At 41.5% G+C, this 14,485-nt stretch carries 13 protein-coding genes and 1 pseudogene; 5 read left to right on the top strand and 9 right to left on the bottom strand.

What is annotated here, in order from left to right; translation table 11 throughout:
• Positions 1 to 322 precede the first annotated feature (322 nt).
• On the top strand, positions 323 to 679 hold the full coding sequence (locus FTT83_RS10885; protein WP_086196040.1) for a hypothetical protein: 357 nt from the start codon (positions 323 to 325) through the stop codon (positions 677 to 679).
• 45 nt (positions 680 to 724) lie between these two features.
• Here FTT83_RS10885 and bfmS read toward each other — a convergent pair whose 3' ends face one another.
• Together bfmS and bfmR are read right to left on the bottom strand one after the other, a co-directional pair.
• Complete coding sequence (gene bfmS / locus FTT83_RS10880; RefSeq protein ID WP_373456127.1) at positions 725 to 2,395, bottom strand: sensor histidine kinase BfmS; 1,671 nt, start codon at positions 2,393 to 2,395, stop codon at positions 725 to 727.
• A 35-nt stretch (positions 2,396 to 2,430) separates the two neighbouring features.
• Positions 2,431 to 3,144: a response regulator transcription factor BfmR gene (gene bfmR / locus FTT83_RS10875; protein ID WP_086196042.1), complete on the bottom strand. Its 714-nt coding sequence runs from the start codon at positions 3,142 to 3,144 to the stop codon at positions 2,431 to 2,433.
• 586 nt (positions 3,145 to 3,730) lie between these two features.
• On the opposite strand from bfmR, the gene FTT83_RS10870 reads away from it, so the two are divergent.
• From FTT83_RS10870 to FTT83_RS10860, 3 genes are all read left to right on the top strand, one after another.
• Positions 3,731 to 6,559, top strand: coding sequence for a ribonucleoside-diphosphate reductase subunit alpha (locus tag FTT83_RS10870; RefSeq protein ID WP_180174691.1), 2,829 nt, complete (start codon positions 3,731 to 3,733; stop codon positions 6,557 to 6,559).
• A 339-nt stretch (positions 6,560 to 6,898) separates the two neighbouring features.
• Positions 6,899 to 7,030, top strand: coding sequence for a preprotein translocase subunit YajC (locus FTT83_RS10865; protein ID WP_086196044.1), 132 nt, complete (start codon positions 6,899 to 6,901; stop codon positions 7,028 to 7,030).
• A 137-nt stretch (positions 7,031 to 7,167) separates the two neighbouring features.
• Complete coding sequence (locus FTT83_RS10860) at positions 7,168 to 8,451, top strand: ribonucleotide-diphosphate reductase subunit beta (protein WP_180174692.1); 1,284 nt, start codon at positions 7,168 to 7,170, stop codon at positions 8,449 to 8,451.
• Between the two features lie 108 nt (positions 8,452 to 8,559).
• Here the strand turns inward: FTT83_RS10860 and FTT83_RS10855 are convergent, their stop codons facing one another.
• The 6 genes and pseudogenes from FTT83_RS10855 to rutD form a co-directional block, all read right to left on the bottom strand.
• Complete coding sequence (locus tag FTT83_RS10855; protein WP_180174693.1) at positions 8,560 to 8,919, bottom strand: hypothetical protein; 360 nt, start codon at positions 8,917 to 8,919, stop codon at positions 8,560 to 8,562.
• A gap of 94 nt (positions 8,920 to 9,013) precedes the next feature.
• Positions 9,014 to 9,130: pseudogene (locus tag FTT83_RS16335) on the bottom strand (FMN reductase); the annotation flags it as partial.
• 173 nt (positions 9,131 to 9,303) lie between these two features.
• Positions 9,304 to 9,684: a pyrimidine utilization protein C gene (rutC, locus tag FTT83_RS10845; RefSeq protein ID WP_180042491.1), complete on the bottom strand. Its 381-nt coding sequence runs from the start codon at positions 9,682 to 9,684 to the stop codon at positions 9,304 to 9,306.
• Between the two features lie 47 nt (positions 9,685 to 9,731).
• Positions 9,732 to 10,466 carry a pyrimidine utilization protein B gene (gene rutB, locus FTT83_RS10840; protein ID WP_180174694.1) on the bottom strand — a complete coding sequence of 245 codons (735 nt, stop codon included), beginning with the start codon at positions 10,464 to 10,466 and terminating at the stop codon, positions 9,732 to 9,734.
• Positions 10,463 to 11,572, bottom strand: coding sequence for a pyrimidine utilization protein A (rutA, locus tag FTT83_RS10835; protein ID WP_180174695.1), 1,110 nt, complete (start codon positions 11,570 to 11,572; stop codon positions 10,463 to 10,465). The genes rutB and rutA overlap by 4 nt, the downstream gene beginning before the upstream one ends.
• Positions 11,573 to 11,940: 368 nt before the next feature.
• On the bottom strand, positions 11,941 to 12,753 hold the full coding sequence (gene rutD, locus FTT83_RS10830; RefSeq protein WP_180082842.1) for a pyrimidine utilization protein D: 813 nt from the start codon (positions 12,751 to 12,753) through the stop codon (positions 11,941 to 11,943).
• A 601-nt stretch (positions 12,754 to 13,354) separates the two neighbouring features.
• Between rutD and FTT83_RS10825 the strand changes: the two genes are divergently transcribed.
• Positions 13,355 to 13,786 (top strand): hypothetical protein, encoded by a 432-nt coding sequence (locus tag FTT83_RS10825; protein WP_180174696.1) that lies wholly within the window; start codon positions 13,355 to 13,357, stop codon positions 13,784 to 13,786.
• A 35-nt stretch (positions 13,787 to 13,821) separates the two neighbouring features.
• Here FTT83_RS10825 and lysM read toward each other — a convergent pair whose 3' ends face one another.
• Positions 13,822 to 14,304: a peptidoglycan-binding protein LysM gene (gene lysM / locus FTT83_RS10820; protein ID WP_180042496.1), complete on the bottom strand. Its 483-nt coding sequence runs from the start codon at positions 14,302 to 14,304 to the stop codon at positions 13,822 to 13,824.
• Between the last annotated feature and the right edge of the window lie 181 nt (positions 14,305 to 14,485).

Raw genomic sequence — 14,485 nt, 5'->3', positions numbered from 1 at the left:
TTAAGATTTTATGAGGAAATATTGCTCACTTATTTTGCAATCCAGAAATACAATTATTGTTGAATATTCTTTCGATTCTAAAAGTTCAGTTTATTTTGAGTATTTATTTAAAAAATGATAGGAATCACAAAAATTGATTAAATTTTCCTCCCTATCATCACAATCTTAAAAATACCGCCTTTCTTTGCTTTAGAAATTACCTTATATCTTTTGCATAAGCCGCTTTATTCTTGTGGTTTTTTTGCAACACTTTGACATGTGTTTAACAGTTTGTGATATTGGTATTTAAAATTCAAAAAGCGAATAGACAGGAGAAACTATAATGACATTAAAATATGCCCATGAATCTGAATATTTCTTCTTTGCACAACTGTTAGTTCACCATGTGGAAAGATACATCGAGAAACACCCAGATGCTCAGGATGCCATTTTTGACCTGCGTGATATCTATGACCTTTTCCGCCAAGACTTTGCTGCAACCACCACCAATCTCGAAGCTATTTTAAACGTTGCGGATGAATACAAGGTCGAAACATTAAATGGGGACCAGAAGTTGATTAGCCATTATGCCATAGATCCCAAAAACAATTCTTTGCTACTAGATCTTAATGCCGATGCACTGGCTAGCTTAAAACAGGGAAAAAGCCTGATTGAACCAGATGCCACCAGTCATGAATAAGACTAAAAAGCACCGAATCCGGTGCTTTTTAGTGTTCCCTATTCTTTAAAATTCTGTCTGTATGGCACCATCAGCCTTAAGGACACCGGTTTTCTTTTTTGCTTTATTAAACCGCTGTACCGGCCACGACATGGTGAAACGAGCCCCGCCTAAAATCGGGCTTTGATCCACCTCAATTTTCCCACCAAACCAGTAAGCAATACGGCTCACAATGGACAAACCTAGACCATAGCCCCCTGAAGCACGGGTCCGGCTGTCATCCAGACGGGCAAAAGCTTCAAAAATGCGCTGCCGCTCTTCCTCAGGAATACCGGCACCATCGTCTTCTACCTGAACATAAGCCTGCCCCGCGTCATTGATACCACCACTGACAAGCACTTTATGATCACAGTAGCGAACCGCGTTGCCAACCAGATTTTGTACTACACGATGCAAGTAACGCCGCTCAGCATCGACCACCACACTAATAGGTGGTGCTTTGAGTTCAATTTCTTTTTGAGTTTTAAGTGCCTCGGTTTCAATCACCACCTGATCCAGCACTTCAAACAGCACGATTTTTTCAAAATCTAAAGAAGGTGTGCCCTGCTCCAGTTTTGCATAGGTCATGATTTCATCAATCAAGGTATTGAGCGCTTCAATATCTTTATCAATCTGTTCAACCTGTTGTAGGCGATACTCATAGTCATCTTCTTCGGCCAACATTTCCATACCAAAACGGATACGTGCTACAGGTGTTCGCAGTTCATGCGAAACTGCACGCATCAGCTCGCGCTGTGCTTCAATCAAACGCTGAATATGATCGGACATGCTGTTGTAATTGGTCGCCAGACTGGCCATTTCATCAGTACCATCGACCGGTAAACGCAAGGTCATGTCACCCGATTTCATACGATGCAAGGCGTAATTCACTTCACGTAAACGACGCTGCATTGGCACCAACAACCCATATACGCCAAGGCTTAACACAAATAGACTCAGTAAGGTAATGCCAGCAGCTAACTGGAAAGGCATCCAGTTAAATAAAGGTACAGGCCCTAAAACCAGCACCTCGGAAGGTGAGCTGGGCATAGGAGAAACGATCGAGATGGTGGTACCCCGAACCGAGGCATTATCACGGTACAAAATAATACTGTGATCCAAGCGAAGCCGGCCGATTTGTTCAGAATCAAGCGGCAGGTTTTGCACTTTTTCAATGGCAATCGGATAAGAAAAATTCGATTGAATTTTGGCGAGATACTCTTTTTCTTGCCCAGGGTAATACACCAGATAATCCAAAATGAAAATAGGTAAGGCTTTCATCTGGCGCTCGCCTATTTTATTCACTTTTACATACAGCAAATGCTGAGGATCATCTTTCAGACCAATAATGATATAAGCAATGAAGTTTTCTGCATCATAACGAACGGCTGCTTTACGCTCTTCAATCCGTTTTCTCTCGGTACGCGATAAATCCACCTTAGCCGCATCAACATAATAGATCGGCAGCTCCAGCAAATCAGAAGCATCGGAAATCCAGTCTTTTTTCTGCTGCTCATTCGGCTGTCGGGCAATCCCTTCACTAATGATATAAGAAATACCATCGGTTAAAGATTCACGATATTCTTGCGCACGCTGATAATTGATGATTTGTACCAGCAGATAGCCAAATAAGGCAACCAAGGCCACTAAAATCACTAATCCTGCATAAATGCGCAAGAATATACTGTGTTTAAACACGTAGTTGTCCTATAAAATTAGCGAGCGGGCAGAGATTAAAGACCTGTTTCTTTAACGAACAGATAACCTTTACTGCGTACCGTTTTAATACGTTTTGGATTTTCAGGATCATCGCCAATTTTTGGACGGATACGCGAGATACGCACGTCAATTGAACGGTCCTGACCGTCATATTCAATACCGCGCAGACGCTCAAAAATGTCTTCACGGGAAAGAATGCGACCCGCATTTGAAGCTAACAACCATAACAGGTCGTATTCCGCGCTGGTAAAATCAACCAACTCACCATTCAAGGTCACTGACCGGCCACCATTATCAATCACAAGATCATCAAATTCTATGCGTTGAGCCACTTCATCTTCAGGAGCCTTGTCGGTACGGCGCAGCAAGGCACGAATACGGGCAAGCAATACACGGGGTTGAACAGGTTTTGCGACATAGTCATCTGCCCCCATTTCCAGACCTAAAACCTGATCCATGTCTTCAGTACGGGCTGTGAGCATTAAAATCGGCTGATGATAATGTGGACGTACTTCACGACAAATGGTCAAACCATCCGCACCCGGTAACATGACATCAAGTACCACCAAATCTGGCTGTTCAGCGATGATACGGCGGATTGCACGATTACCGTCAGGTTCTACCCCAACTTCCAATCCGTTACGGATAAGGTATTCTTGAGTCAAACGCGCAAGACGTTCATCGTCTTCAACAATTAAAATTTTAGGTAACTTTTCTTCTTGGCTCATAAAATGCCCCTTTATATGGATTAAGCTATCCTTAAAAATCCGTTGGATAGGCTTTAATATCTTCTGCAATATACACACGTTTACATTGTAAACAAGATGCTGTTCACCAAACTGATACATCAAAGTAGCATTTTGTTATATTTTTTTTAAACATTGAATTTATTGAATTTTTCATATTCTAGTAATTTTCAGGCTATTTATAGAAATATTTAGCTACAAAATGTCTATTTTTTAAACCGCCCGTCTGTTTGCACAGTTTCTGACTAGTTAGATAGCTTCTTTTAAGTTATCCACAATGTTATCTATAAGCACATTTTTTTAGCTTTGTTATGCTATGCCTTGCCTGATAAGGCTTATAGAAAAATCAATAAAAATAGCAATATTTTTACAGAGATTAATGCATGTACTAAGAAAAATATTTAGCAAAATGTCAATATTGATCTACCCTAAATTTTCCCGTATCTTGTGTTCAATTAATTTTAAAACCACTAGGTCTTGTGTTTATTCCTCAAATACTGTGGCATAAAATTTGCCCGGTTCAAATGGTCCATAAACATAAAAATAGATGACAATGGAGCTATGCTAAATGAGCGTAATCACTTCAACTCCTGGTCAACTTCAGGTGATTAAACGCACCGGTGATGTTGCCACTTTTGACGCAGAAAAAATTTCTGTAGCGATTGGTAAAGCTTTTTTGGCTGTAGAAGGCCAGCAAAGTGCAGATTCTAGCCGTATTCATGATCGTATCGAGCAACTGACTGAAATGGTAATGAATACATTTAACCGTCGTTTACCGTCAGGCGGCACAATTCATATTGAAGAAATTCAAGACCAGGTTGAACTTGCGCTGATGCGTACTGGTGAACAAAAAGTTGCACGTGCGTATGTCATCTACCGCGAACAACGCTCTGAAGCACGTAAACAGACTGGCGCTCATCACCATCCAACTTTACAAGTGACTACTGCAAATGGTCAGCTTAAACCGCTTGACCTGGGCGCACTAGAAGCACATGTGGCAAAAGCAGCTGAAGGCCTGGAAGGTATTGACGTTAAAGCCATTGTCGATGAAACCGTAAAAAACCTCTATAATGGCGTAAAAGAGTCTGACATCGCTACAACGATGATGATGGCGACACGTACCCGTATTGAACAAGAACCTAACTATACTTATGTGACTGCACGTTTACTTCGTGACAATCTGGTTGCTACAGGTTTAGAGTTCTTAGGCCTATCTACAGACACCAACGAAGGCAATGCTTTAGAGACCTTCCTTAAGAAAGGGATCGAGCTTGATCTTCTGTCACCAGAATTATTGAATTTTGACCTTGCGAAACTGGCAGCAGCCATTCAACCAGAACGCTCAAACCAGTTCACCTACTTAGGTCTGCAAACCTTATTTGATCGTTACTTCATTCATTCAAATGGCATCCGTTTTGAATTACCGCAATTGTTCTTTATGCGCGTTTCAATGGGGCTGTCGTTAAATGAAGAAAACCGTGAAGAGCGTGCCATCGAATTCTATAACTTGTTGTCTAGCTTCGACTACATGGCCTCTACGCCGACCCTGTTCAACTCTGGTACTTTGCGTCCACAGTTGTCGAGCTGCTACCTCACCACGATTGCCGATGACCTTTATAACATTTATGGTGCAATGCGTGATAATGCCATGCTGTCTAAATGGGCTGGCGGTTTAGGTAATGACTGGACGCCTGTTCGTGCCTTGAACTCGTATATCAAAGGTACTAACGGTAAATCACAAGGTGTCGTACCTTTCCTTAAAGTGGCCAACGATACTGCCGTTGCGGTAAACCAGGGGGGTAAACGTAAAGGTGCGGTATGTGCATACTTAGAAACCTGGCACCTGGATATCGAAGAGTTCCTGGAACTGCGTAAGAATACCGGTGATGACCGTCGCCGTACCCATGACATGAACACAGCAAACTGGGTTCCAGACCTGTTCATGCAACGTGTATTTGAAGATGCTGAATGGACATTGTTCACGCCGTCTGAAACACCAGATCTTCACGATTTAACCGGTCAGGCATTTGCTGAACGTTATGCTTATTATGAAAGCATTGCCAAAGAAACCGACATGCTGCACAAGAAAGTGCGTGCCAAAGACTTGTGGCGCAAAATGCTTTCTATGCTGTTTGAAACAGGTCACCCTTGGATCACATTCAAAGACGTATGTAACTTGCGTTCACCACAACAACACGTGGGCGTAGTGCATTCATCTAACTTGTGTACAGAAATCACGCTAAATACAAACCAAGACGAAATTGCGGTATGTAACCTGGGTTCGATCAACCTGGTACAACACGTTCAAGGTGGTGTACTAGATCGTGAAAAATTGGCGCGCACTGTAAAAACAGCCGTTCGTATGCTCGATAACGTGATCGACATCAACTACTACGCAGTTCCGCAAGCGAAAAATTCAAACTTGAAACACCGTCCGGTCGGTATGGGTATCATGGGCTTCCAAGATGCTTTATATGAAATGAAACTGGCTTACGGTTCTGATGAAGCTGTAGATTTCGCTGACGAATCTATGGAAGTGATCAGCTACTACGCGATTCAGACTTCTAGCGACTTGGCTGTTGAACGTGGTACTTACGAAACATTTAAAGGATCACTTTGGGATCAAGGTATCTTGCCAATCGATTCTTTAGACATCGTGGCTAAATCACGCCCAGAACGTATGTTTGAAGTAGACCGTACACAACGTTTAGACTGGGACACTTTACGTGCCAAAGTTCAAAAAGACGGTATGCGTAACTCGAACGTAATGGCGATTGCACCTACTGCGACTATTTCGAACATCTGTGGCGTATCTCAATCGATCGAACCGACTTTCCAAAACCTATATGTGAAATCAAACCTTTCTGGTGAATTCACAGTGATCAACCCGTACCTGGTACGTGCGTTAAAAGATCGCGGTCTTTGGGATTCAGTGATGGTCAACGACCTGAAACACTTTGAAGGTTCGGTACAAAAGATTTCGCGTATTCCTGAAGAGCTTAAAGCGATTTTCGCAACTGCGTTTGAAGTTGAGCCACGCTGGATTGTGGATGCTGCATCACGCCGTCAAAAATGGATTGATCAGGCTCAGTCTCTTAACCTTTACATCTCTGGTGCAAACGGTAAGAAACTTGACCTGACCTATAAAATGGCTTGGTTACGTGGTCTTAAGACGACTTATTACCTCCGTGCATTGGGTGCAACTTCTGCCGAGAAATCGACCATTAATACTGGTGCATTAAACGCAGTTAAACCTGCCACTGTTGCAGCGCCAGTTACCGCTGCAGTAGCGCCTGAAGTGAAAGCTGAAGCAGCTGTTGAAGATGATTTTGCTCAAGCAGCACCAGTGCCAATGGCATGTTCAATTGACAACCCTGATTGTGAGGCTTGTCAATAATCACTGATTAAAAGCAATTTATCCGTCGAGCTAATTAATTTAATGAATTAATTAGCTCTGAAAATAGCCAATTTGGCTATCAAGGATGTTGTTAATAGTCAGAGATAGCCAAATCGCCAAAATTAACGGTGATTAAATGGACAGCTTTATAATCATATGTGTTTTAGGATTAATAGCTTTTTTAGCAACGTTGTATGCAGTGAAGTTAAAATTTTCATTTAAAGCAAATAGAGATAATTCGCAAAATATGAAAATTATAAATAACATCACTAACCATAATTACTATGGTAATCACGACAAAAAATTCTAAATCACATTAAACACACAAAGGAAAACACCATGCTCCATATGACTCATAACTACATGTTAGGACTTGCAGTACTGGTGTTTGCCTTTATTTTCTTTTACACGCCTATGGTTTATGCGTTTTTAGCCATTCGCAAACAGCAGCGTAATCAAAATAAGTCGTGAGGATATCTGTCCTATCGAACAAGATTAGAGCAGTAGTCGGCAAAACTTAATTTTGCTTACACAATTTAAGCGTATAGTAGACATCTTCGTTTGTGAGATGTCAGATAACGGATATAAGCAACGAAGAGAGAATTGATATGTCTATCCTAAGTTGGGACGATTTCGAAGATGATTCGCAAAAACCGGCTGCACCTGAACACAAGTCTGCGTCCGTCGAACCGCAAAAAGCGGCTCATACACAGGTGGTATCTGATGCACACAACGCACCGTCGCATGTGGCAACTGCACAACCCCTTAGAGCCACTCAAAACCGAGGATCAAATCCAACCGATTCATTGGCAAGAGCATCTTCTTCCCTAGAGAACCTTGATGTTGCTCCAGGTCTGGAAGAGCTTGAAATGGGCGCGCAGCGTGTACAGGTTGATGATAAAGCCATGATCAACTGTCGTGCTGACCTGAACCAGCTGGTTCCATTCAAATACGAATGGGCTTGGCAAAAATATCTGGACGGTTGTGCCAACCACTGGATGCCGCAAGAAGTCAACATGAACCACGACATCGCGCTTTGGAAGTCTGAAAATGGCTTGACTGAAGATGAGCGTACCATCGTGATGCGTTCGCTTGGTTTCTTCTCGACTGCCGATTCACTGGTTGCAAACAACTTGGTACTGGCGATTTACCGTCACATTACCAACCCTGAATGCCGTCAGTACATCTTGCGTCAAGCATTTGAAGAAGCGATTCATACTCACGCTTATCAGTACTGTATCGAGTCGCTAGGTATGGATGAAGGCGAAGTCTTCAACATGTACCGCGAAGTACCGTCAGTAGCGCGTAAAGCCGCTTGGGGCCTGAAATATACCCAGTCTTTAAGTGATCCTACTTTCAAAACTGGTACTCCTGAAAACGACCAGATTTTGCTTCGCAACCTGATCGCGTTCTACTGTGTACTTGAAGGTATTTTCTTCTACTGTGGTTTCAGCCAGATTTTGTCTATGGGCCGTCGTAACAAGATGAACGGTGTTGCCGAGCAATTCCAGTACATTCTGCGTGACGAGTCTATGCACCTGAACTTCGGTATCGACATGATCAACCAGATCAAGATCGAAAACCCGAACCTTTGGACTACAGAGTTCCAGGAAGAAATCATTCAGATGATTCTTGAAGGCACCATGCTTGAAATCGAATACGCACGTGACACCATGCCACGCGGTGTACTCGGCATGAATGCTGCGATGATGGAAGAATACCTGAAGTTCATCTGTAACCGTCGTTTAGCGCAACTTGGTTTGCCTGAACAGTTCGCTGGCGTGAATAACCCATTCCAGTGGATGTCGGAAATGATGGACTTGCGTAAAGAGAAAAACTTCTTTGAAACGCGTGTAACGGATTATCAGACTGGCGGTGCTTTAAGCTGGTAAGAAATATAAAAAGCCGTAAAACGACACATAGAATGTCATTTGCGACACATTTATGTCACTCGTTAGAGTAAAAGAAAATAGAGCCACTTGGCTCTATTTTTTTATTATTCAAATTTTAACTATTTTATGATTTTCCCAAATAAAAATACTCTTATGGAGATAGTTACCATCTTTAAAGTATTGATGAATATCGTCCTTCCCTTGAGAGTAACCTTCATACTGCTGATTACGCTCCCCCCATAATATCCAAATGAAGGTTTGATTTGTATCATCCAGATAGTTTTCAAAAAGATCTTTTCTTAGATAGGATACAGAACCTTTTAGATTATTGGTTGTCGAGGAAAGCGTTCTGAATACTGAAGCTAATCCCTTATCATCATATAAATCAGGTTCACCATTTTGATACCTTAGATTCATGCTTTGACAAATTTCAGGATTTGGAAAATCTATTCCTCCTGCTTGATTCAAAGAACTGTGATAAGACTCCCGATAATGGAGTTGAGTTTAAAAATAATACCTTAAGCCATATTTGTGAAAATAGGAAAATAACTATTCTCCCATCCCCTGCCTGACCTGCTGCACCATCGGTGGTAATCACATTCACAGCGGCACCCAAATTACTCATGCCTTGTCTAAAAGTTACCTGATCAATTTCTGTATCTGCTTCATCATCAGCCATTTTAAAACTTTGGGCATGTTGTAATAAATCTTTTCCAGATGGAACGGACATCAGTTTACTGTTCATCACCTTCTCCATCACTGAAATCCGCTATTGATCATACAGTGCAAATTTCAGTGTTGCTGTTTTTAATTACCCGATCAGCTTGATGCTTGGGTAGAAAAATAAGTAATTTATACATGGGCAACCGAAGCGATTTCCACCAGCGCATCGGGTTTGACCAGTCCTGTTTGCACGCAGTAACGTGCCGGTTTATCCCCCGGAAAATATTCAGCATACACGCTATTGATTGCCGCATAATCTGCCCAGTCTTTGACGAATACATGATTAAAGGTCACGTCATCCATTGTGCCACCGGCCGTTTCAATCACTTTTTTAATGGTTTCCAGAATATGACGGGTCTGTGCTGCCGCATCGCCGACATGCACCACATTGTTATGTTCATCAAAAGCTAGTGTGCCGGAAACGTACACAATATTGTCTGCTTTGGTTGCCGGTACGTACGGTGCCAATGGTTTGCCTGTTCCTGCAGGTAAAATAATGTCTTTAGGCATGTGTTTTCCCCTATAAATCCTTAAGCCGATTTGTCCAAGATTTTTAGTTAAGATTGAAAAATTTCCACAAAATTCTGTGTAGCTGACACCCAGCCAAAAAAAGTTTTAATGTTATACAGACTGGCTGCATGTGCTTCCGCCGGACCGGCCTGATAACAGGCATCTGCCAGCACCACGCCGAAATATTCCAGAAAAAAGCCGTCTCTTAAGGTCGATTCGACACAAACATTGGTGGCAATGCCGACAAACACCAGATTACGAATCCCTTTGTTGCGCAGCATGCTGTCCAGTGCCGTATTGAAGAAACCGCTATAACGGGGCTTTTCAATCACGATGTCTTGCACCAAAGGTTGCAGCTCATCAATCAGCTCAAAATCCCAACTGCCTTTAGCCAGTAATTTTCCCTGTAATTCAGGATACTTATGCATGGTTTTTAAAGCATTGGATTTATGAAAATTGGGCGAATTGATCCCGCCCGCTTCCACATACTGATCATCCCAACCATTTTTGAAATAAATCACCTGAATGCCGGAGGCATGTGCCGCATCGACTGCTTTTTTGATGTTCTCCACCACCGGCTTGGTTTTAGACACATCAAAACCAGCCAGATCCAGATAGCCCCCTTTGGAGGTATAGGCATTCTGCATGTCAATCACAATCAGTGCGGTTTGCTCGGCTGAAAGCTGGATCGCTTCCGGTTCAGCCTTTAACACTTTTCCTGTTCCGACGGCTTGGGTAAAGCCTGTACAAACCACATGTTCTAAAAATTCATTTGGGTTCATGCTGACTTCTCCAAGGCTGTGGCTGGAGCGGTTACACCTTCGACCACAACATGTTCACGACATTTCATTAACGGTTGAATTCTTTGACCAAAATCCTCTACTCCTTGAATAAAATCATCAAAAGTTAACAGGATGCCTTCGGTGCCTTTAATTTCACCAATTTCATCCAGCATTTTCGCGACATTTTCAAAAGAACCGACAATGGTGCCCATATTGACTGGAGATATACTAGAAGCCATTTGGCGAATATTGGTATCGGCACCGGATTTGGTCTCCTGACTGCCTTGATTCATCAGCCAGTTAATGGCTTCTACATCTGCTCCCTCGTTATAGCTTTGCCATTTGGCAAAAGCTTCTGCATCGGTTTCTGCAGCAATCAGCATAAACAGCACATAAGTTTGCACATCACGCCCGGTCTTGTCGGTTTGTGCTTTTAAGCGGTCATTGATGTCTGCATAGGCAGTCGGCGTATTTAAACCTTTGCCAAAAACAAAATTGTAGTCTGCATATTTGGCCAAAAATGCCAGACCTGTATCCGACTGTCCGGCACAGATGATTTTCATATCAGCTTGCGGTCGCGGGCTGCCCCTGCAATCTTCCATTTGAAAATGCTTATCCTTAAAGTCTGATTTTCCAGTCGCCCACAGTTCACGTAAAATTTCTACATACTCAGACAGATAATCATAACGCTTGGCAAAGTATTCATCTCCGGACCACATGCCCATTTGTTGATATTCAGGGGCTTGCCATCCCGTCACCACATTTAAACCAAAACGGCCATTGGAAATGGAGTCAATGGTAGATGCCATGCGAGCCACAATAGCTGACGGCATCACCAAAGTTGCCGCTGTTGCATAAATTTTAATTTTACTGGTTACTGCCGCCAGACCGGCCATTAAGGTAAAGGTTTCGAGGTTATGATCCCAAAATTCTGTTTTCCCGCCAAAGCCACGCAACTTGATCATGGAAAGTGCAAAGTCGAATCCATAATGTTCTGCACGCTGTACAATCTGTTTGTTCATTTCAAAACTCGGTTTATATTGTGGTGCATTTTCCGAGAGCAGCCAGCCATTATTCCCGATTGGACAAAAGACGCCTATTTTCATTTTCGATACCTATTTTTTACCATTTGGTTATAAATACACTTCAGGTAATTAACCTGTTTTTTCATAAAAATTATTTAGCAAATGCTATTCCAAATAATTTTAATCATTAATTATCAAATATTTATAATTATTTTATTTTAACAAATAGTAAAATAAACAGTTAAATAAATGCACCTTTATTAGCCATCATGGCTCCAAAAAAATGCATGGTTTGAAAAAACCGTCAAATTCAATTTGCCTTATATTCAAGCTGTCTTTAATAAAATGGATAAAAAACCCGTGATTTTAAACAATCACGGTGAGCTAGGAGGATAAGAAATTATCGAGAAATCCGTTGCAAATTTTATTAACAAGCCAGTTTCATTTACTCAAGACGTTACTTGCAAAAAGTGTTTATGCAAAAATTCAAGCATGGTTTTATTCAGTAATTCAGGCTCGGTTTGCGTGGAAGCATGGGCTCCAGTTGCAAGAATACTTAAACATCCATGTCCAAGCCGCTGCTTTAAATCACTCGACTTGTGTACAGGAACCAAAAAGTCATCCTGATTGGCAATCAAATGCAACTGACTGTGTTGCAAGGCCTGTATATGCTGCTCATTAATTTTAAATTGTTGTGCTACCTGAATTCGCTTGAGTACATTTTGCGGCGGCGGAAAATCCGCGAGTTGAATATCCTCCAAAGTCTTTAAATGCTGATGATGTTTTGAAATCCAGCTCGGTGGATATAAAAACAGTCCCTGCGCCCTGACATAAGCATCAGAACCCGCTGACTTTAATAGAAGAGTCCGTGCTTCAAAGCATTTTTGCGTATGTGGGTCGAGTTCGTCCCAGCAATTGATACAGGTCAGGCTGAGCACTCTCAGCTCAGATGAATTGAGCAATAACGCTAGCTCTGCACCAATAAAACTGCCAATTGCATGTCCCACAAAATGAAAATGCCGAATTTTTTCTTGCCTGATAATTTGCAGTAACTGCTGGGCCAGATGGATAATGTTGTAATCATCAGGCAAAATTGCTGAATCCGCATGACAGCCCTCCTGATCATACGTCAAAATATGAAAATATCGCGTGAATGCATCAATTTGAGGGCGCCAGAAACTGCCATGCCCGCCCAAACCGGAAGAAAAAATTAAAAAATCGGCGGCTGAATTTTCTGTGCACAAATGAATTTTATAGTTCATTTTTTTACCATTTATTCAAATAATTTAAAAAATAAACAGCAAGTTTTATGCCTGAAAAATCACATCAATTCAGCCTGTCTGATTCTTGGAAACCTTGGCTTGCAAGGCTCATAGAAAAAGTAAAATTTTATGCAAAATAAACAAAAGAATAATTTGGCTCTAAACACTGAATAACAGGATTTACTTTCATACTCAAATCTACAACAAAAATAGATAAACCCAAGAAAACTCAAACACTTAAAATAGATAAACACAAAAATAGATACCAGAAAATAACTTGCTAAAACAAGGATTAAGAATTTAAACACAACTTAATTGGAGGAAAATTTATAGCATTCATAATGCAACACCTGTTTCCCCATACAGCAGTCATTATGAAAAAAATAGCCATCATGGCCCTATCTCTACTTTGCTTGAAAGGTGATGATGAATGGACATACCTACTGAATATCCGCTATTTCAATGCCATTATCTGCCCCGTTATTTAATTGGGTTAATCTTTATTCCTGCTATATTTATTGTTTTAGCGCAGCACTCGCTCAGTAACTTCAATATGATTAAAGATTTCAGTAGCCTGATTCAATACTTATTGCATCAATCCATGCCGGGTTGGTTGATGCTGGCACTCTTCATCATGCTGACATTGATTGCAATCAATATGAAATTGGTCATCACCCGCCAAAGCATATCCATACAAAGTTTTGGCATAAAGTTAAGCAATCTGGTACAGCGCAACAGGCTTTTAAAGACCCAGCTTTATTCCTCTCACAGCTCAAGGTATCGCACATATAAGCCCTTCGCAGCAAAAGCATTCAGCCAAGAACAACAGTGGAAAGTGAGTAGTCTCGGCTTTATTTTAAAACCTGAATTTCGCAAGCAATATAAAATGACACATATTGATCTTAATATGTTCGATAAAGACAACCGAAAAAAACTGATTCAGATTTTGGCGCAACACTATGATTTAGACCCTAAATTTTTTTTAGGTAGAGCACAACTTGCCAGACAGAAATTACAGCACAAGCTTCGATAAAAAAGCGCTCTCGGCGCTCTTTTATCAGGTTCTACTTAAGTCGGGATACGCAGTACCTGCCCGGGAAAAATATCATCAGCATCTTTTAACAAGGGACGGTTAGCCTCAAATATTTTGTTGTATCGATTGGCGTCACCATAATATTCTTTTGAAATCTTGGACAAGGTATCACCCGATTTAACTGTATAGAATTTACTTTCCGGAGCAGGTGTTACCACGGTCATTTGGTCATCTACTTTAGCCACATGATCGACATTCCCTACAGCCAGGACAATTTTTTCGCGGTCGGCCTGATTTTGTACCTGCCCTTTAATGGTCGCCAGATCGCTGCTGCTGTTATAACTCACCGATAAACCGGTCACTGGCAAGCCTAAAGCTTTAATATGCCCCAGAAGCTTGTTTGCGATTTCTTGTGCAGAAGGTTCTGCTGGAGGAGTTGAAGCGACCGGAGCTGGCTGAGGTTCTGCTGGTGCCGTATTTTTTTTACCAATACCTTTTACAAAATCAAAAAGACCCATTGTATTTCTCCATCATTATTATTTATGCAATTTGAAATAGCGTCTTTTTTTATACTTAGATTAGCATTTGAAGTGCAACACCATGTTGTTGCCATAATACCTGACTCGGACTTTTAAAGCCGAGTCTTTTTCTTGGGCGATGATTCAAACGTTGAGTGATTTCTGCAATATATTCATCCGT

It is taken from the genome of Acinetobacter sp. YH01018 (assembly GCF_013420295.1).
Lineage (GTDB): Bacteria > Pseudomonadota > Gammaproteobacteria > Pseudomonadales > Moraxellaceae > Acinetobacter.
Note: the sequence above shows the minus strand (reverse complement) of the source record. Positions and strands in the feature narration are given on the sequence as shown.